Below are 17616 nucleotides of genomic sequence, written 5' to 3' on the forward strand. Positions count from 1 at the left end.
AGAGCGGGGGGCTCTGTTGCCAACAGCTTTGCCGAGGGCGCGGGCTCTGGCAAGAAATTCGGCCCGCGGCCCCGTGAAAATGCACCGCATGGTCAATTATTGGGCGGCTTGCCCCGCCCCGTCGCGACCCGTAGTCTGCGGCAATGAGTGATCCCCGATTCATCCACCTGCGCGTGCACACCGAATATTCGCTGCTTGAGGGCGCGGTTCCGGTGAAGAAGCTGATCAAGCTGTGCGACGCGATGAACATGCCCGCCGTTGCGGTGACCGACACCAATGCGATGTTCGCGGCGCTGGAATTTTCCGTTCTGGCGCAAGGGGCCGGGTTGCAGCCGATCGTCGGCTGCCAGGTCTCGGTCGCCTATGAGGTCGCCGCCCCCGGCGAGAAGCCGCGTCTGCCCGCGCCGCTCGTGCTGCTTGCGCAGAACGAGGCGGGCTACATGAATCTGATGAAGCTCTCGTCCTGCCTTTATGTCGACAAGGGCGGGCAGCTGCCGCAGGTGACGCTTGAGGATCTGGAGGCCCATGCCGAGGGGCTGATCTGCCTTTCGGGCGGGGCCGAGGGGCCGGTGGGCAAGCTTTTGCAACACGGGCAGGCGGGCAAGGCGCGGCTGTTGATGGAGCGGCTGGCGGCCTGTTACCCGACCCGGCTTTATGTCGAGCTGCAACGCCATCCGGGCGAGGGCGGGCAGCTGACCGAGGGCGAGCGGATGACCGAGCGGCCCTTTGTCGAAATGGCCTATGACCTCGGCCTGCCGCTGGTGGCGACGAATGATGTCTACTTTCCAAAATCCGACATGTACGAGGCGCATGATGCGATGATCTGCATTGCCGAGGGCGCCTATGTCGATCAGATCGAGCCGCGCCGTCGCCTGACGCCGCAGCATTATCTGAAGACCGAAGCCGAGATGGCGGCGCTGTTCGCCGATCTGCCCGAGGCGCTTGAAAACACGGTCGAAATCGCCAAGCGCTGCGCCTTTGCCGCGTTCAAGCGCAAGCCGATCCTGCCGCGTTTCGCCGATGACGAGGTGGAGGAATTGCGCCGTCAGGCCTGGGAGGGGCTGCGCGCCAGGCTGGCCGTGATCCCGCATGCGGTGCCGGTGGCCGAATACGAAGAAAGATTGAAATTCGAACTTGGCATCATCGAGCAGATGGGCTTCCCCGGCTACTTCCTGATCGTGGCCGACTTCATCAAATGGGGCAAGTCGCAGGGGATTCCGGTGGGTCCGGGGCGGGGGTCCGGGGCCGGTTCGCTGGTCGCCTATGCGCTGACGATCACCGACCTCGACCCGTTGCGCTACAGCTTGCTGTTCGAGCGGTTCCTGAACCCCGAGCGGGTCTCGATGCCCGACTTCGACATCGACTTCTGCATGGATCGCCGCGAGGAGGTGATCAAATATGTGCAGGGCAAATATGGCCGCGACAAGGTGGGGCAGATCATCACCTTTGGCGCGCTTCTGTCGAAGGCCGCGGTGCGCGACGTGGGCCGGGTCTTGCAGATGTCTTACGGACATGTCGACAAATTGTCGAAAATGATCCCGGTCGAGGGGGTGAAGCCGGTCTCGATCGAAAAGGCGCTGGCCGACGAGCCGCGTCTGCGCGAGGCGGCGAAATCCGAAGAGGTGGTGGCGCGGCTTTTGAATTATGCGCAAGCCATCGAGGGGCTGTTGCGCAACGCCTCGACCCATGCCGCCGGGGTGGTGATTGGCGACCGGCCGCTCGATGCGCTGGTGCCGCTGTATCAGGACCCGCGCTCCGACATGCCCGCGACCCAGTTCAACATGAAATGGGTCGAACAGGCGGGGCTCGTCAAGTTCGACTTTCTGGGTCTGAAGACGCTGACGGTGATCCAGAACGCCGTCAACCTGATCCTGAAATCCGGCCGTCCGCTGCATGTAAACCCTTTGGGCGAAACGCTTTATACCCCCGCCGAGGGGGCCGCGAACGAGATCAACCTGATCCCGATCGACGATGCGAAGACCTACGAACTTTACGCCGCGGCAAAGACGGTGGCGGTGTTCCAGGTCGAATCCACCGGCATGATGGACGCGCTGCGGCGGATGAAACCGACCTGCATCGAGGATATCGTGGCGCTGGTGGCGCTCTATCGTCCCGGCCCGATGGAGAATATCCCGACCTATTGCGAGGTGAAACACGGGCTGCGGCCGCTTGAATCGCTGCATCCGACCATCGACCCGATCCTGAAGGAAACCCAGGGCATCATCGTCTATCAGGAACAGGTGATGCAGATCGCGCAGGTCATGGCGGGCTACAGCCTTGGCGGCGCCGACCTTTTGCGCCGCGCGATGGGGAAGAAAATCGCCGAGGAGATGGCGAAGGAGCGTCCGAAATTCATCGAAGGCGCCAAGGCCACGCACAACATCGACGCGAAAAAGGCGGGTGAAGTCTTTGACCTGCTGGAGAAATTCGCGAACTACGGCTTCAACAAATCGCACGCCGCCGCCTATGCGATCGTCAGCTACCAGACTGCCTGGCTGAAGGCGAACCACCCCGTCGAATTCATGGCCGGGGTGATGAACTGCGATATCCATCTGACCGACAAGCTCGCCATCTACACCGCCGAGGCGCGGCGGGGGCTGGGGATCGAGGTGGTTCCGCCTTGCGTGAACCGCTCGCTGGCCACCTTTGACGTGGTCGACCAGAAGCTGATCTATGCGCTGGGCGCCTTGAAAAATGTCGGCGTCGAGGCCATGCGGCTGATCGAAAAAGCCCGCGAGGACAAGCCCTTCCGCGATCTGGTCGAGTTCGCGCGGCGCTGCGACCTCAAGCGGATCGGCAAGCGGCCGCTGGAGATGCTGGCCCGCGCGGGGGCCTTCGACGGGCTCGATCCGAATCGCAAGCGGGTGTTTGAAAGCCTCGAATCGCTGATGGCCTGGTCGGCGGCGGTGGCCGAGGCGAAAGCCTCGGCGCAGGTGTCGCTGTTTGGCGAGGCGGGCGACGATCTGCCGCCGCCGCGGCTGGCCGATACCGACGACTGGCTGCCCGGCGAACGTCTGGCCGAGGAGCACAAGGCGATCGGCTTTTATCTCTCGGGCCATCCGCTCGATGACTATCTGCCTGCGTTGAAACGCAAAAAAGTGCTGACCCTGGCCGAGGTCACGGCCAAGGCGCTGGGGCAGGGGCCTTTCATCGGCAAGATCGCCGGGCAGGTCGCGGCGCGGTCAGAGCGCAAATCCGCCAAGGGCAACCGCTTTGCCTTCGTCTCGCTGTCCGACCCCACCGGGCCTTATGAGGTCACGGTCTTTTCCGACACGCTCGAAGCCTGCCGCGCGCATCTGGAACCCGGGCAGGCGGTGGTGCTGACGGTCAAGGTCGATGTCGAGGGCGAGACGGTGAAGATGCTGTGCCAGACTGCGGCGCCGATCGACACGGTGGCCAGCGATGCCGGGGCCGGATCTGGGCTGCTGATCCACCTGGAAACGCCCGAGGCGGTCTCCTCGGTGGTTGCACTTTTCGAACGTCTTGCCGCGGAAGGACGGGTGAAATCGCGCGGACAAGTGACCTTTTCCGTCTTTGATGCGGAAAAGCGCCGCCGCTACCAGATCAGCGCCGGGCGCGAGCTGCCGGTGAACCCGCAGGTCAAGGGCGCGCTGCGCAGCCTGCGCGGCGTCGTGCAGGTGGAGGAAGTCTGAGCCCGCTCACCAATGCGGCGGCTTCTGATCCGCCAGCGGAATCGCCCCGCCTGCGGCAAATTCGCGCTCGGCCTCGCGTTCCATCAACAGCCCCAGCAGCCGCGACATCCGCGCGATCTCGCGGCCCTGTGCTGCCAGAACGTCGCTCAGCTCGTCCACGGTCTTGCGCAGATGCGCCAGTTCTTCCTCGGCGCGCTCGATCCTGTCGCTCATGTGCCCTCTCGTGCTTGCCGGGGTGGCCCCCATCCGCTACACCCTCGCCCGAGAAACGATCGGGTGCAAGACCATGTCCAGCGAGAAGAAACCGCGCCGTCCGAAGGCCGAGACGCCCAAGGGGTTCCGCGACTATTTCGGCGCCGAGGTGACCGAGCGGGCCGCGATGCTGTCGACCATCGCCGAGGTCTACCGCGCACATGGCTTTGACCCGCTGGAAACCAGCGCGGTCGAGACCGTCGAGGCGCTTGGAAAATTCCTGCCCGATGTGGACCGGCCGAACGAAGGCGTCTTTGCCTGGCAGGACGAGGGCGGCGATTGGCTGGCGCTGCGCTACGACATGACGGCGCCCTTGGCCCGCGTCGCGGCGCAGTTCCGCAACGATCTGCCCAGCCCCTATCGGCGCTACACGATGGGCCCGGTCTGGCGCAATGAAAAGCCCGGTCCGGGGCGGTTTCGTCAGTTCTATCAATGCGATGCCGATACGGTGGGCGCGGCCTCGGTTGCCGCCGACGCCGAGATCTGCGGCATGCTCTCGGACGCTTTGGAAGCAGTGGGCATTCCGCGCGGCGATTATGTGGTGCGGGTCAACAACCGCAAGGTTCTGAACGGCGTGATGGAAGTGGCGGGGGTGCTGGACCCCTCCGACCCGGATCGCTTCGCCGAGGAACGCGGCATCGTGCTGCGCGCCATCGACAAGTTCGACAAGTTCGGCGAGGCGGGCGTGCGTGCGCTGATGGGCAAGGGGCGGCTCGACGAGTCGGGCGATTTCACCAAGGGCGCGGGGCTGAGCGAGGCTCAGGCCGATGTGGTGATGGGCTTCATGGAGGCCAAGCGCGAAACGGGCGCCGCCACCGCCGCGCGTCTGCGCGAGCTGGTTTCCGGCTCGGCGCTCGGCGCGGCGGGTGTCGATGAACTTGAATTCATTGCGCAAATTCTGGACGGGCAGGGCTACGGCCCGGACCGCATCGTGATCGACCCCTCGGTGGTGCGCGGCCTTGGCTATTACACCGGTCCGGTCTTCGAGGCCGAACTGACCTTTGAAATCCTGGACGAAAAGGGCCGCAAGCGCAGCTTCGGCTCGGTCGTGGGGGGCGGACGCTATGATGATCTGGTGAAGCGCTTCACCGGGCAGGAAGTGCCCGCGACCGGCGTTTCGATCGGCGTCGACCGGCTGCTGGCGGCGCTGCGCGCCAAGGGGCGGATCGGCGGCGCGGCGCAGGGGCCGGTCGTTGTCACCGTGATGGATCGTGACCGGATGGGCGATTATCTCGCCATGGCCGCGACGCTGCGCCGGGCGGGCATCCGCGCCGAGGTCTATCTGGGCAACCCGAAAAACTTCGGCAACCAGCTCAAATATGCCGACAAGCGCGAAAGCCCGGTGGCGATCATCCAGGGCGCCGACGAGGCCGCCCGCGGTGTCGTGCAGATCAAGGACCTGATCCTGGGCGCGAAGATCGCGGCTTCCGCCAGTGTTGAAGAATGGAAAGCGCAACCGGCGCAATTCGAGGTTCCGACCGGGGAAATGGTTGCAAAAGTGCAAGAGGTCCTTGCGCGCTACGGGGTGAAGTGATGGCATCCAAGGCCGAGGCGCGATCCATCGGGCAGCGGCTTCTGGCCGCTTTCGAGGCTGCCGGTGCGGTGGAAGTCACCCCCGACATCCTGCAACCGGCCGAGGCTTTGCTGGATCTTTACGGCGAGGATATCCGCGCCCGCGCCTATGTCACTGCCGACCCCCTGCGCGGCGAGATGATGCTGCGCCCCGACTTCACCGTGCCTGTCGTGCAGGCGCATATGGCCGAGGGCGCTGAACCCGCCCGCTACGCCTATATGGGCGAGGTCTTCCGCAAACAGGATCATCGCGGCAGCGCCCGCGTGGCCGAATATTTTCAGGCGGGCTACGAAATCTTTGACCGCGAAGACCCCGAAGCCGCCGATGCCGAGGTTTTCGCGCTTTTCGCCAGGCTGCTGAAACCGCTCGATCTTTCCGCGACTATTGGCGATATCGGCCTGTTGCGGGCGGCGGTCGAGGGGCTGGATACCCTGCCTGCGCGCAAGGCGGCGCTGGCCCGTCACATCTGGCGCCCGAAGCGCTTTCATCGGCTGATGGAGCGTTACGCGGGGCTGAGCCCGGTGCCCGAAAGCCGCGCCGCGCTGCTTTCGGGCGCGACCTCTGACGCCCCCTGGATCGGCCTGCGCGCGCCCGAGGAAATGGCCGCCCGCATCGCGGTGCTGCGGGCCGATGCCGAGACCGCGCCGATCGCCGCCGAAGATGTGGCCCGGCTCGATGCGCTTTTCGCGCTGCGTTGCACCGCCGACCGGGCGCCCGCGCAGCTCAACGACCTTGGCATCGCCGCGCTGGCCCCGGCGATTGCCCGGCTGGAACGGCGGCTGGCGGCGCTCGATGCCCGTGGCATCGACCTGACCGCGCTTGCGTTTGAGGCCAGCCACGGCCGCGCCACGATGGAATATTATGACGGCTTCGTCTTCAGCTTCGAGACCGCCGATCCGGGCTTTCCGCCCATCGCCTCGGGCGGGCGCTACGACGCGCTGACCCGGGTGCTGGGCGGCGGGCGCGCGATCCCGGCGGTGGGCGGGGTGATCCGCCCGGGCCTTGTCGCCGATCTGGGGGGAATGCCATGAGCGCGATCAAACTGGGCGTGCCCTCCAAGGGGCGGCTGATGGAGCAATGCTTCGATTGGTTCGCCGCGCGTGGGCTGCGGCTGATGCGCACCGGCTCGGATCGCGAATATGCGGGTGCGGTCGAGGGCGCGGAAGCCGTTGAACTGGTTCTGCTTTCCGCCGGTGAAATCCCGCGCGAGCTGGCCGCGGGGCGCATCCATCTGGGCGTCACCGGCTCGGACCTCGTGCGCGAGAAACTGGCCGATTGGCAAACCCAGGTCGCTGATCTGGTGCCGATGGGCTTTGGCCATGCCGATCTGATCATCGCCGTGCCCGCCTGTTGGGCCGATGTCGACACGCTTGAAGACCTGGATGCGGTGGCCCATGCCTTTCGCGCCGCGCATGGGCATCGGCTGCGGATCGCGACGAAATATCATCGGCTCTTGCGCGAATTTCTGGCGCGCGAGGGCGTGGCGGACTGGCAATCGGTCGACAGCCAGGGCGCGACCGAGGGCACGGTGAAGAACCTCACCGCCGAGGCCGTGGCCGATATCACCTCTTCGGGGGAAACGCTGCGGGCCAATCACCTGAAGATCTTGTCGGACGGGCTGATCCACCAAAGCCAGGCGACGCTGTTTGCGGCGCGCGCAGCCGATTGGACCGGGCTGGAAGCCCCCTTTGCTGCGCTTTGCGCGCAGCTTGGTTTGAACGCGCCGAAGCTCTGATCCCGCCCGTTGGCCTCAATAGCCGCGGGCGCGGTCGACCAGATGCAGCGGCGCCTCGCCTGCCTCAAACCGGCGGATGTTCTCCGCAATCACCCGCGCGGCCGAGGCGGGGCGGGTCTCGGCGGCGATATGCGGGGTGACGGTGACCTTCGGATGCGCCCAATAGGGATGCTCTGGCGGCAGCGGCTCCACCCGGAACACATCAAGCGTGGCATGGCCGATCTGCCCGGTCTCCAGCGCCGCCAGCAGCGCCGCATCGTCAATCAGCGTGCCGCGGCCGGGGTTCAGGATCGCCGCGCCGCGGGGCAGCAGGGCCAGCGTTTCGGCGTTCAGAAGGTCGGTCGTCTCGGGCGTGTTCGGCAGCACGGTGACGAGGATCTCGGCGCGTGAGAGCGCCGCGCGCAGCCCCCCGGCGCCCGCAAGGCAGGTGATCCCGGGCAGGGATTTCGGCGTCCGGCTCCAGCCCGTCACCTTGAAGCCAAGTGCCGCCAGCGTCGTCGCACAGGCGCCACCCAGGGCGCCAAGCCCCAGCACCACGACCGAACGATCTTGCGCAAGCGGTGGCACATGGCCTGCCTGCCGCCAGATACCGTCCTGATGCGACAGGAAAAAGTCGATGTTCAGATGGGCGCGCAGCACATGGCCCGTCACCCATTCGACCATGCCGCGCTCCAACCCCTGATCGACCATCCGGCACAGGGGCTGCGTCAGCGTCGGGTTGCCCACGACGCGCTCCACCCCGGCCCAAAGGCTCAGCACCGCTTTCGTGCGCCTGTAGGCGGTGAAATCCTGCACCGGGCCGCGGGGGCTGTAGACGATGTAATCGACCGTCGCGGGATCAACCGGCGGCAGCACCAGACGCGCGGCGATGCCCGCTTCGGCAAAGGCCGCGGACAGCGCCCCCTCATAGGCGGGCCAGTTTTCGATCCGGTCAGCGAAAAGGACGGTCAGCATGATTTACCTCGGGCGGTGGACATGGGCGCTTTGCACAAGGCCGAAGGCGGCCAGCAGGATCATCATCGCCGTGCCGCCATAGCTGACCATCGGCAGCGGCACCCCCACCACCGGCATCAGCCCCATCACCATCCCCATGTTGATGGCGAAGAAGAAGAAGAACGTTCCGGCGACGCCGAGCGAGACGAGCGAGGCATAGCGGTCCTTGGTCGAGAGCGCGGTATAGGTCGCGAAGGCGATGATGCCGACATAAAGCGACAACAGGCCAAAGGCGCCGATGAAGCCAAATTCCTCGGCCAGCGTGGTGAAGATGAAGTCGGTGTGCTTTTCCGGCAGGAAGTTCAGATGGCTTTGCGTGCCCTGCATGTAGCCCCGCCCCGACCAGCCGCCCGAGCCGAGCGCGATCTGCGCCTGCATGATGTTGTAGCCCGCGCCCAAGGGATCGGCGGAAGGGTCAAGGAACGTGTCGATGCGCTTGAACTGATAGTCGTGCAGCAGCTGCCACGAGGTGCCGCGGCTTTCCAGCACCGCCGCCACCAGCGCCACGACCACCGCGATGATCGTGCCAAAGAACCAAAGGCTGACGCCTGCCGCGAACATCACGAAACCGCCGCCCAAGGTCAGCATCACCGCCGTGCCCAGATCGGGCTGGGTCAGCACCAGAAAGGTCGGCATCAGGATCAGCGCCACCGGCAGCGCCACCCAGATCGGGCTGGAGACCTTTTCGGCGGGCAGCCAGTCATAATAGGCGGCCAGCAGCATCACCAGACCGATCTTCATGATTTCAGAGGGTTGCAGCCGCAGGGGGCCAAGATCCAGCCAGCGCTGCGCCCCCATCCCGATATCGCCGACGAGTTCCACCGCCACCAGCAGCAACAGCGCGATCGTGTAGATCACCCCCGAGACATTGCGCCAGAACCAGATCGGCGTCAGCCCGACCGCGATCATCGTCACCAGACCGACGCCGAAGCGTTTCATCTGTGGCTCGGCCCAGGTCTCAAGGTTCCCCCCGGCGACGGAATAGAGCATCAGAAAGCCGGTCCCCGCCACCGCGGTCAAAAGGAAGATCAGCGGCCAGTTCAGGAACAGGATCTTCGTCGGCCCGGTGGGGATCGTCTTGAGGTTGTTTTGCAGGTAACTCATCGCGCCCCCTCAGGCCCGGCCACGGGTCGGCGCGGCGAAACGCGCCGGATCGATCAGGTCAAGCGACTCGAACCGGGTTTTCACCGTCTCGCGCTGCGCGGCGGGATAGGCGGCCAGCGGCGGCAGCCCGCCCGCCAGCGCAAACAGCAAGATGTCGCGGGCGATCGGCGCCGCCGCCGAAGAGCCGCCGCCGCCATGTTCGACGATCAGCGCCACCGCAACTTTCGGATCGGCCACCGGGGCGAAACAGACGAACAGCGCATGGTCGCGCTGCTCCCAGGGCACGGCCTTGTTGTTGACCACGGCCGAGCGCACCTGCGAGGTGCCGGTCTTGCCCGCCATCAGCCAGTCCTGCAGCACCACCTTGGAGCCGCCCGCGGTGCCATGCGAGCCGTTCACCACGGCCCACATGCCGCGCCGCGCGACGGCCAGATGCGCCGGGTCGATATCCAGCAGCGGCGCTTCGGGGACGGGCACCTCGACCCCGTCGCGCGCCCGCACCAGCCGCGGCACCACCGCCCGCCCCGAGGCGATGCGCGAGGCCATCACGGCCAGCTGCAACGGCGAGGCCAGCACATAGCCCTGACCGATCGAGGCGTTGATCGTGTCGCCGATCTGCCAGCCCTTGCCGTGCCGCTTCTGCTTCCAGTCCTTCGTCGGCGCATTGCCTTCGGCCACCGCCGACATCGGCAGGTCGTGCCTGACGCCGATCCCCAGCCGCCGCGCCATCGCCGAGATCGCCTCGATGCCGACGCGCTGCGAGATGTCATAATAATAGGTGTCGCAGCTCTGCTCGAGACTGTAGACCGCATTCACCCGGCCATGGCCCGAATGCTTCCAGCAGCCGAAACGCCGCCCGCCCACGGTCATGTAGCCCGGGCAATAGACCGTCTCTTCGGGGCTGATGACCCCGGCCTCCAGCGCGGCCAGCAGCGTCACCATCTTGAAGGTCGAGCCGGGCGGGTAAAGCCCCTGCACCGTCTTGTCCGCCAGCGGCCGGTGGTCGTTTTCCATCAGCGCGGTGTAATCGGCGCCGGAAATGCCGCGCACAAACAGGTTCGGGTCAAAGGACGGCGCCGAGGCGATGGCCAGGATATCGCCATTCGTCACATCCATCACCACCGCGGCGGCACTTTCCCCCGCCAGCCGTTGCAGCGCGAAATTCTGCAACCGCGCCTCCAGCGTCAGCTGCAGCGCCACGCCCGGATCGCCCTCGCGGCGGCTGAGTTCGCGCATCTCGCGCCCGGCCGAATTCACCTCGACCCGCCGCTGTCCGGCCTTGCCGCGCAGCTCGTCCTCGAGCTTCGCCTCGATCCCCGACTTGCCAAGCTGGAAGCGCGGAATGCGCAGCAGCGGATCGGGGTTTTCCAGCTTCGACAGGTCGTAATCCGACACCGGCCCGACATAGCCCAGCACATGGGCGAAATCCGGCCCATGCGGGTAATGCCGCGACAGGCCGACTTCGGGGGTCACGCCGGGCAGGGCGGGGGTGTTGATCGAGACCGAACAGAATTCCTCCCAGCTCAGCCGGTCGGCGATGGTGATCGGCGCATTGGGCGGGCGACGCTTGATTTCCGCCAGCAATTCCGCGGCATCGGCATCGGTCATCGGGATCAGCCGGCGCAGCGCCGCCAGTTCGGCGGGGACATCCTCGGCATCCTCGCGCGTCATCGTCACGCGGTAATTCTGTTCGTTGCCCGCCAGAAGCAGGCCGTTGCGGTCATAGATCAGCCCGCGCGCGGGCGGGATCAGCCGGATCTTGATCGAATTGCCATCCGCCAGCATGCGGAATTCATCGGCCCGTTCCAGCTGCATGTGCCGCATCCGCAGCCCCAGCGCCGCCACCACCGCCGCCTGCGCGCCGCCCAGCATCAGCGCGCGGCGGGTGATCGTGGTGCGGCTGGCCTGCGCATTGGCCTGGCTGCGCCGTCTGAGCCCCTTCAGCATCCTGCTGCCCCCCCGTTCACAACGGCCGCCCGAGGTCGTCGACCTCGCCCGGCGCGGCGCGGCGCAGCCCGAAGGCCAGCGCCGACAGCGCCACGACGAAAGGATAGGCGACAAAGGTCGCCAGCATGCGCAAAACTTCGCGACCAAGCGGCGGCTGCTCGACCATGACAAGGCCGAGGATGAAGCGGTTCGCCAGCAGCATCCCCACCAGCACCGTGCCGATCAGCACCGCCTCCAGCACGAAGGGCAGATCGCGCGAGCTTTGCTCCCGCGCGCGCAGGAATTCGGTCCCCGCCAGCACGATCAGCGTCCAAAGCCCGATCGGGCGCCAGGAGATGAAATCTTCCAGCAGGAAGGCGGCGACGATCAGCGCCGCGGGCAGGTAATCGGGGCGGCGCATCACCCAGGCCAGCGTCAGCGCCAGCATCAGATCGGGGCCGGGAAACCCGTCCGAGACCGGGTTGATCGGCAGCATCCGCAAGAACAGGATGATCAGCACCAGGCCAAGATAAAGCGCCGCATGGGCCAGCCGGCGCGAGGTGACGGGGTCAACCATCCTCGCCCCCGGAGGCGGCGGGGGGCAGGGGCCGGACCGCGGGCGGCGGCACCAGCGGGCCGACATCCTTGATCCGCTCGGCCGGATGCGAGCGCAGGACGCGCAGGAAATCAAGGCGTTGGTAATCGGCGGCCAGAAGCACGCGCAACCGGCGGTCCTGTCCCTGCACGACCTGGCCTACCAGAAGACCGGCCGGGAACACCCCGCCATCGCCCGAGGTCACGACGCGGTCGCCCGGCCGCACCAGATCGGGGTTTTCCAGGAAATCCAAGGGCGGCAGGGTGGAATTGTCCCCCGCCAGCAGCGCCCGCTGCCCGGCGGGCTGGATCGTCACCGGCACGCGCGAGGCGGTATCGGTCAACAGCACCACCCGGCTGGTCGTCCGGCCGACGCCGGAAATGCGGCCCACAAGCCCCAGCCCGTCCATCGTCGCCCAGCCATCGACGATGCCATCGCGCGAGCCCAGGTTGAGCAGCACCGATTGCCGGAACGGGCTGCCGCTGTCGGCCAGCACCACGCCCGAAACCGAGGTGAGCTTGGGGTCCAGCCGCACCTGGTTTTGCGCCAGCAGCTTGGCGTTTTGCTGCTCCAGCTGCACCGCCGCTTCCTTCCACGCCTTCATCTGCTGAAGTTCGCGGCGAAGCTCCTGGTTCTGTTCATAAATCCTTGCGTAGCTCTGAAAGCCCTCGACCATGCCAAGCGCTTTCGTCACCGGCACCATCGCCCAGTCGAAAGTCGGCACGAAGCGGTCGACAAAGGCCGAGCGCAAGCGCTCGACCCGCGGGCCGTCGATGCGCCACAAAAGGAAGGAAAGGGCAAGTCCGATCGCCAGCACCGCAATCAGGATGCGGCGCAGCGGTCCGGCATAGTCCTCGTCGCGGTCTCGTGCCACGCAAGCCTCCGGTCACGACTGGAACTGGGCGGGGCCTCAGCTGTCGTAGTCGATCACATGCCGCAGTTGCTGTTCGTATTCCAGCGACTTGCCGGTGCCCAGAGCGACGCAGTTGAGCGGCTGGTCGGCGATGGAAATCGACAGCCCGGTCTGTTCGCGCAGCGACAGGTCCAGCTCGCCCAGCAGCGCGCCGCCGCCGGTCAGCATCACGCCGCGGTCGACGATGTCGGCGGCCAGATCGGGGGGCGTGGTTTCCAGCGCCTGCATCACCGCATCGCAGATCTGCTGCACCGGTTCGGCCAGCGCCTCGGCGACCTGGGCCTGATTGATTTCCATTTCCTTCGGCACGCCGTTCAGCAGGTCACGGCCCCGCACCAAAAGGCTGGTGCCGCGGCCGTCATCGGGCATGCGCGCGGTGCCGATCGTGGTCTTGATCCGCTCGGCGGTGGATTCGCCGATCAGAAGGTTCAGATTACGGCGCAGATAGGAGATGATCGCCTCGTCCATGCGATCCCCGCCAACGCGGACCGAGCGGGCGTAAACGATGTCGCCAAGGCTCAGCACCGCGACCTCGGTGGTGCCTCCCCCTATATCGACGACCATGTTCCCGGTCGGATCGGTGATCGGCATGCCCGCGCCGATCGCCGCGGCGATCGGTTCGGCCACCAGACCGGCCCGCCGCGCCCCCGCCGACAGCACCGACTGCCGGATCGCGCGTTTCTCAACCGGCGTCGCGCCATGCGGCACGCAGACCAGGATCTTCGGCTTTGAGAAGGTGGAATGCTTGTGGACCTTGCGGATGAAGGTCTTGATCATTTCCTCGGCGCTGTCGAAATCGGCGATGACCCCATCGCGCATCGGCCGGATCGCCTCGATCGAGCCGGGCGTGCGGCCCAGCATCAGCTTGGCATCCTCGCCCACGGCCAGAACCTGTTTCTTGCCGTCCTTGACGTGATAGGCCACCACCGAGGGCTCGTTCAGCACGATGCCCTTGCCCTTGACATAGACCAGCGTATTCGCCGTTCCGAGGTCGATTGCCATGTCGGAAGAGAAGATTCCGCCCCACCCGCTCATATCGCCGTTCCCATGATGATGCTGCCGCGACTCGGCTCCGAGCCCGGTTTATGCCCATATAGGCAAAGCCCCCGCGCGGGGAAAGCCGCTATCGCTGAAATCGGCGGATTGACGGCGGGGCCGGGGCGGAGCGGGCCGGGGCGTCTCACCCGATGGCTCACCGGGCGGCTCAATGCCCGGGCCCGGTGCGCGGCGGCGCCATGCGCAGCACGGCAAAGCCCAGCAGCGCCGAAACCAGCGACCCCGCCAGCACCCCCAGCCGCACCGCGTTCATTTCGGCATCGGTCTGAAAGCTCAGCGAGCCGATGAACAGCGACATGGTGAAGCCGATCCCTGCGAGCGCCGAGATGCCGTAAAGCTGCAGCCAGCCCGCCCCCTCGGGCAGGCGGGCAAGGCCCAGTTTCACCAGCGCGAAAGTGGCGCCAAAGACCCCCAGCTGCTTGCCGACCACCAGCCCCAGCGCGATGGCCAGCGGCAGCGGTGCCAGCAGATCGGCAAGGCCAAGGCCGCTCAGGTTGACGCCCGCATTGGCCAGCGCGAAGATCGGCACGATCAGGAAGGCGACATAGGGCGCCAGCCCATGTTCCAGCGCATGCAGCGGCGATTTGCCGAAACGGTCGCGGACCGGCAGGAAAAACGCCGTGATCACCCCGGCCAGCGTCGCATGCACCCCCGATTTCAGCACCAGCACCCACAGCACCGCGCCGAGGATCAGCGTCGGTGCGATCCGATGCGCCCCAAACCACAGCCGCAGTGCCATCAGCGCGATCGGGATCAGCGCCAGAGCCAGATAAACGGGCTTCAGCGTCGCGGTGTAAAACAGCGCGATCACCAGAATGGCGCCAAGGTCATCAAGGATCGCCAACGTCAGCAGGAACAGTTTCAGCGCGGGCGGCACCCGCCGGCCCAGCAGCGCCACCACCCCGATCGCGAAGGCGATGTCGGTCGCCGCCGGGATCGCCCAGCCGGTGCGATAGAGCGGATCGGACCAGGTGAAGGCAAGATAGATCAGCGCGGGCACCACCATCCCCCCCAGCGCCGCCACCCCGGGCAGCACCACATTCGAGGGCGTCTTCAGCCGCCCCTCGCGCAGCTCGTGTTTCAGCTCCAGCCCGACCAGCAGGAAAAAGATCGCCATCAGCCCGTCATTGATCCACAGGACCAGGGGTTTCGACAGCCCCGTCTCGCCCAGGGCGACGGTGAATTTCAGCTGCAGAACCTGCGTGTAAAGCCCTGAAAGTCCGGAATTCGCCAGGATCAGCGCCACAATGGTTGCCAGGATCAGCATGATGCCGCCCGCGGCCTCATGCGCGAAAAGTTTCTCGATCCGTGTCAGCACTGGCGCTCCTTTCGTTGGGTTTGTCCGAAAATGGGGCCTGAGACGCCGGGCGCAAGAAAAATCGACATCTGGCACGTCGTTTTCGTTTGCTCCCGGCAGCCCCGCCGGGCCTGCCCGCCGCGGTTGCCCTGAATTTGCGGCGTGCAAACAGCGGTTTGGACGCGGGGGCTGTGGTTTGGGCCGTAGTTTAGACCCGGGGTGGCGGCGGGGCGAAATTCCGGCATTTTTCGACCTTGGGCTGATGCAAAAGCCGGAACGACGGTTTAGACTGGCCGCATGGACAAGCCGCTTTCTCTTTGGGCCCGCATTGGCGAGGCGCTTTCGGCTCTCGCCCGGGGCGAGGGGCTTTCGGCGGTTTTCGACCATCTGAAAACCCCGCCCGAACGCAGCGTCGCCTTTACCATCGCGGTGATCGCGCTGGGCGCCAAGATGGCCAAGGCCGATGGCCGCGTCACCCGCGACGAGGTGACGGCCTTTCGCCGCGTCTTCGTGATCGCGCCCGAGGAAGAACAGAACGCCGCCCGCGTCTTCGATATGGCGCGGACCGATGTGGCGGGCTTTGACGCCTATGCCCGCAAGATCGCGGCGATGTTCGGCCCGGGCGCACCGGTGCTGCAGGATCTGCTGGAGGGGTTGTTCACCATCGCGCTCGCCGATGGCGAATATCACGACAACGAGGATGCCTTCCTGCGCGAGGTCTCGGCGATCTTCGGGCTCGATGAGGCCTGTTTCCGCTCGATCCGTGCGACTTATGTCGCCGATGCGGCGCCCGATCCCTGGTCGGTGCTGGAGCTGGCGCCGGGATCGGATCTGGCGGCGGCGCGGGCGCGCTGGCGCAAGATGGTGCGCGAGGCCCATCCCGACCGGGCGATGGCGCGCGGCCTGCCGCCCGAGGCGGTGAAGCTGGCCGAAGAGCGGATCATCGCGCTCAACCGCGCCTGGGCAGAAATTTCGGCCGGGGCGAAACAGGCGGCGCTGTGATGCGGATCGCCTGTTACAATGTCGAATGGTTCACGTCCTTGTTCGACCGGCGCGGCCGGATTCTGGAGGATGGCGAAAGTTCGGGGCGCTACGGGGTGACGCGGGCGGAGCAGCTGGGCGCGCTGGGCATCGTCTTTACCGCGCTGGACGCCGATTGCATCCTTATCGTCGAGGCCCCCGACGACAACCCCCGCCGCCAGACCGTGCCGATGCTCGAAGCCTTCGCGGCGAAATACGGGCTGCGGCAGCGCTCCGCGGTGAGGGGTTTTGCCAATGACACGCAGCAGGAAATCGCCGCGCTTTACGACCCCGAGGTGCTGCGGCTCTGGCATGATCCCGCCGAGGGCAGCGCCGCGGCGCCGCGCTTCGATCTGTCGCTGAAGATCGATCTCGATATCGATGACCGGCTGGACACGGTGCGTTTCTCGAAACCGCCGCTGGAAGCGCAGCTGGAGGTTCTGACCGGCCCCGCCACCGGCAAGCGGCTGCGGCTGATCGGGGTGCATCTGAAATCCAAGGCGCCGCATGGGGCGAATGATCCGGCCTCCGAGGTGCGGCTGGCGATCGAGAACCGGCGCAAGCAGCTGGCGCAATGCCTGTGGCTGCGCCGCCGGATCGACGAGGTGCTGGACGCGGGCGAAAGCCTGATCGTGCTGGGCGATTTCAACGACGGGCCGGGGCTGGACGAATATGAGGCGCTGTTCGGCCGGTCGGGGCTTGAAATCGTGCTGGGCACCGGCGGCCCGCCCGCGCGGGCGCTGCACGACCCGCATGCGCGCTTGCCGCGCGGCAAGACGACGGCGCTGCCCGCCTCGGCGCGGTTCTTCATCCCCGAGCCGCCGCCGGGGCGGTTCTTTTCGGCGATGCTCGATTACATCGCGCTGTCGCCCGATCTGTGCGCGCATGCACCGAAATGGCGGATCTGGCATCCGTTTGACGATCCGGGCTGCTATCGGGTGGCGGAATTGCGCGAGGCCTTGCTGCAGGCCTCGGATCATTTCCCCGTCTCGGTGGATTTGGCGCTGTAGCGCGCCTATATTGGGCGGATGAAACCTTCTGCGCTTCTTCTGGGATCTGCTGCGCTCGCCCTTGCTCTGGGCGGCTGGCTTGTCTGGGCCGAGGAGGCGCCGCAGCCCGCGCCGCCCCCGGTTCCGCCGCCGGTGGCCGAAGTGCCCGCGCCCAGCCCGCGCGATGACATGGCGGCGGGCAAGTCGCTGATCGAGCGGGGCGCGGACATGTTCCTGCGTGGGCTGCTTCAGGAAATGGCCCCCGAGATCGAGGAGATGCAAAAGGGTCTGGGCACGGCGGCGGACAAGCTTGGGCCGAAGCTGCGCGAGATCATGGCGCTGATTGACGATGTGCGGAATTATCAGGCGCCCGAGCGGCTGCCGAACGGCGATATCGTGATCCGCCGTCTGCCGGGGGCGCCGAAGCCGCCGCCCTTGCCTGCGCCCGATGACCGGGCAAAGCCGGGAAGCCCGGGGCCGGTGACGGATCTGTAAGGCCCGAAACCGCCG

General features: G+C 66.4%; 16 protein-coding genes. 8 read left to right on the forward strand and 8 right to left on the reverse strand.

What is annotated here, in order from left to right:
* Nucleotides 1–143: 143 nt before the first annotated feature.
* Nucleotides 144–3653 (forward strand): DNA polymerase III subunit alpha, encoded by a 3510-nt coding sequence (gene dnaE / locus AC4PTB_RS04285; protein WP_492191860.1) that lies wholly within the window; start codon nucleotides 144–146, stop codon nucleotides 3651–3653.
* Nucleotides 3654–3659: 6 nt separating this feature from the next.
* Here the strand turns inward: dnaE and AC4PTB_RS04290 are convergent, their stop codons facing one another.
* On the reverse strand, nucleotides 3660–3866 hold the full coding sequence (locus AC4PTB_RS04290; protein ID WP_055213557.1) for a SlyX family protein: 207 nt from the start codon (nucleotides 3864–3866) through the stop codon (nucleotides 3660–3662).
* Between the two features lie 73 nt (nucleotides 3867–3939).
* On the opposite strand from AC4PTB_RS04290, the gene hisS reads away from it, so the two are divergent.
* The 3 genes from hisS to hisG are packed head-to-tail and all read left to right on the forward strand — an operon-like array spanning nucleotide 3940 to nucleotide 7213.
* Nucleotides 3940–5439, forward strand: a complete 1500-nt coding sequence (gene hisS / locus AC4PTB_RS04295; protein WP_492191861.1) for a histidine--tRNA ligase — start codon at nucleotides 3940–3942, stop codon at nucleotides 5437–5439.
* Nucleotides 5439–6509: an ATP phosphoribosyltransferase regulatory subunit gene (locus AC4PTB_RS04300; protein ID WP_492191862.1), complete on the forward strand. Its 1071-nt coding sequence runs from the start codon at nucleotides 5439–5441 to the stop codon at nucleotides 6507–6509. The genes hisS and AC4PTB_RS04300 overlap by 1 nt, the downstream gene beginning before the upstream one ends.
* Complete coding sequence (hisG, locus tag AC4PTB_RS04305; RefSeq protein WP_492191863.1) at nucleotides 6506–7213, forward strand: ATP phosphoribosyltransferase; 708 nt, start codon at nucleotides 6506–6508, stop codon at nucleotides 7211–7213. Before AC4PTB_RS04300 ends, hisG begins: the two co-directional genes overlap by 4 nt.
* 15 nt (nucleotides 7214–7228) lie before the next feature.
* On the opposite strand, the gene AC4PTB_RS04310 is transcribed toward hisG, so the two are convergent.
* From AC4PTB_RS04310 to nhaA, 7 genes are all read right to left on the reverse strand, one after another.
* Nucleotides 7229–8167, reverse strand: a complete 939-nt coding sequence (locus AC4PTB_RS04310; RefSeq protein ID WP_492191864.1) for a 2-hydroxyacid dehydrogenase — start codon at nucleotides 8165–8167, stop codon at nucleotides 7229–7231.
* Nucleotides 8168–8170: 3 nt separating this feature from the next.
* Nucleotides 8171–9310, reverse strand: coding sequence for a rod shape-determining protein RodA (rodA, locus tag AC4PTB_RS04315; protein WP_492191865.1), 1140 nt, complete (start codon nucleotides 9308–9310; stop codon nucleotides 8171–8173).
* A gap of 9 nt (nucleotides 9311–9319) precedes the next feature.
* Nucleotides 9320–11257, reverse strand: coding sequence for a penicillin-binding protein 2 (gene mrdA, locus AC4PTB_RS04320; RefSeq protein WP_492191866.1), 1938 nt, complete (start codon nucleotides 11255–11257; stop codon nucleotides 9320–9322).
* Between the two features lie 16 nt (nucleotides 11258–11273).
* Nucleotides 11274–11813 (reverse strand): rod shape-determining protein MreD, encoded by a 540-nt coding sequence (locus AC4PTB_RS04325; RefSeq protein ID WP_492191867.1) that lies wholly within the window; start codon nucleotides 11811–11813, stop codon nucleotides 11274–11276.
* Nucleotides 11806–12705 carry a rod shape-determining protein MreC gene (gene mreC / locus AC4PTB_RS04330; RefSeq protein WP_492191868.1) on the reverse strand — a complete coding sequence of 300 codons (900 nt, stop codon included), beginning with the start codon at nucleotides 12703–12705 and terminating at the stop codon, nucleotides 11806–11808. Before mreC ends, AC4PTB_RS04325 begins: the two co-directional genes overlap by 8 nt.
* A gap of 36 nt (nucleotides 12706–12741) precedes the next feature.
* Nucleotides 12742–13779 carry a rod shape-determining protein gene (locus AC4PTB_RS04335; protein ID WP_492191869.1) on the reverse strand — a complete coding sequence of 346 codons (1038 nt, stop codon included), beginning with the start codon at nucleotides 13777–13779 and terminating at the stop codon, nucleotides 12742–12744.
* A 169-nt stretch (nucleotides 13780–13948) separates the two neighbouring features.
* Entirely contained in the window at nucleotides 13949–15118 is a 1170-nt protein-coding gene (nhaA, locus tag AC4PTB_RS04340) for a Na+/H+ antiporter NhaA (protein WP_492191870.1), read from the reverse strand.
* 198 nt (nucleotides 15119–15316) lie between these two features.
* Here nhaA and AC4PTB_RS04345 point away from each other — a divergent pair, with 198 nt between their 5' ends.
* From AC4PTB_RS04345 to AC4PTB_RS04360, 4 genes are read left to right on the forward strand one after another with little or no spacing between them, the layout of a single operon-like run.
* A complete protein-coding gene (locus tag AC4PTB_RS04345; protein WP_492192579.1) occupies nucleotides 15317–15385 on the forward strand; it encodes a hypothetical protein in 69 nt (22 codons plus the stop codon).
* 9 nt (nucleotides 15386–15394) lie between these two features.
* Nucleotides 15395–16099, forward strand: a complete 705-nt coding sequence (locus tag AC4PTB_RS04350; RefSeq protein WP_492191871.1) for a TerB family tellurite resistance protein — start codon at nucleotides 15395–15397, stop codon at nucleotides 16097–16099.
* Nucleotides 16099–17127 (forward strand): endonuclease/exonuclease/phosphatase family protein, encoded by a 1029-nt coding sequence (locus AC4PTB_RS04355; RefSeq protein ID WP_492191872.1) that lies wholly within the window; start codon nucleotides 16099–16101, stop codon nucleotides 17125–17127. The genes AC4PTB_RS04350 and AC4PTB_RS04355 overlap by 1 nt, the downstream gene beginning before the upstream one ends.
* 18 nt (nucleotides 17128–17145) lie before the next feature.
* Complete coding sequence (locus tag AC4PTB_RS04360; RefSeq protein ID WP_492191873.1) at nucleotides 17146–17601, forward strand: hypothetical protein; 456 nt, start codon at nucleotides 17146–17148, stop codon at nucleotides 17599–17601.
* Nucleotides 17602–17616: the final 15 nt, after the last annotated feature.

Source organism: Rhodobacter sp. 4.3.4 (assembly GCF_058724655.1).

Bases quoted from the DNA above. Each gene is read 5' to 3' on its own strand.
- dnaE (WP_492191860.1), top strand. From the start codon at position 144: ATGAGTGATCCCCGATTCATCCACCTGCGCGTGCACACCGAATATTCG.
- AC4PTB_RS04290 (WP_055213557.1), bottom strand. From the start codon at position 3,866: ATGAGCGACAGGATCGAGCGCGCCGAGGAAGAACTGGCGCATCTGCGC.
- hisS (WP_492191861.1), top strand. From the start codon at position 3,940: ATGTCCAGCGAGAAGAAACCGCGCCGTCCGAAGGCCGAGACGCCCAAG.
- AC4PTB_RS04300 (WP_492191862.1), top strand. From the start codon at position 5,439: ATGGCATCCAAGGCCGAGGCGCGATCCATCGGGCAGCGGCTTCTGGCC.
- hisG (WP_492191863.1), top strand. From the start codon at position 6,506: ATGAGCGCGATCAAACTGGGCGTGCCCTCCAAGGGGCGGCTGATGGAG.
- AC4PTB_RS04310 (WP_492191864.1), bottom strand. From the start codon at position 8,167: ATGCTGACCGTCCTTTTCGCTGACCGGATCGAAAACTGGCCCGCCTAT.
- rodA (WP_492191865.1), bottom strand. From the start codon at position 9,310: ATGAGTTACCTGCAAAACAACCTCAAGACGATCCCCACCGGGCCGACG.
- mrdA (WP_492191866.1), bottom strand. From the start codon at position 11,257: ATGCTGAAGGGGCTCAGACGGCGCAGCCAGGCCAATGCGCAGGCCAGC.
- AC4PTB_RS04325 (WP_492191867.1), bottom strand. From the start codon at position 11,813: ATGGTTGACCCCGTCACCTCGCGCCGGCTGGCCCATGCGGCGCTTTAT.
- AC4PTB_RS04335 (WP_492191869.1), bottom strand. From the start codon at position 13,779: ATGAGCGGGTGGGGCGGAATCTTCTCTTCCGACATGGCAATCGACCTC.
- AC4PTB_RS04350 (WP_492191871.1), top strand. From the start codon at position 15,395: ATGGACAAGCCGCTTTCTCTTTGGGCCCGCATTGGCGAGGCGCTTTCG.
- AC4PTB_RS04355 (WP_492191872.1), top strand. From the start codon at position 16,099: ATGCGGATCGCCTGTTACAATGTCGAATGGTTCACGTCCTTGTTCGAC.
- AC4PTB_RS04360 (WP_492191873.1), top strand. From the start codon at position 17,146: ATGAAACCTTCTGCGCTTCTTCTGGGATCTGCTGCGCTCGCCCTTGCT.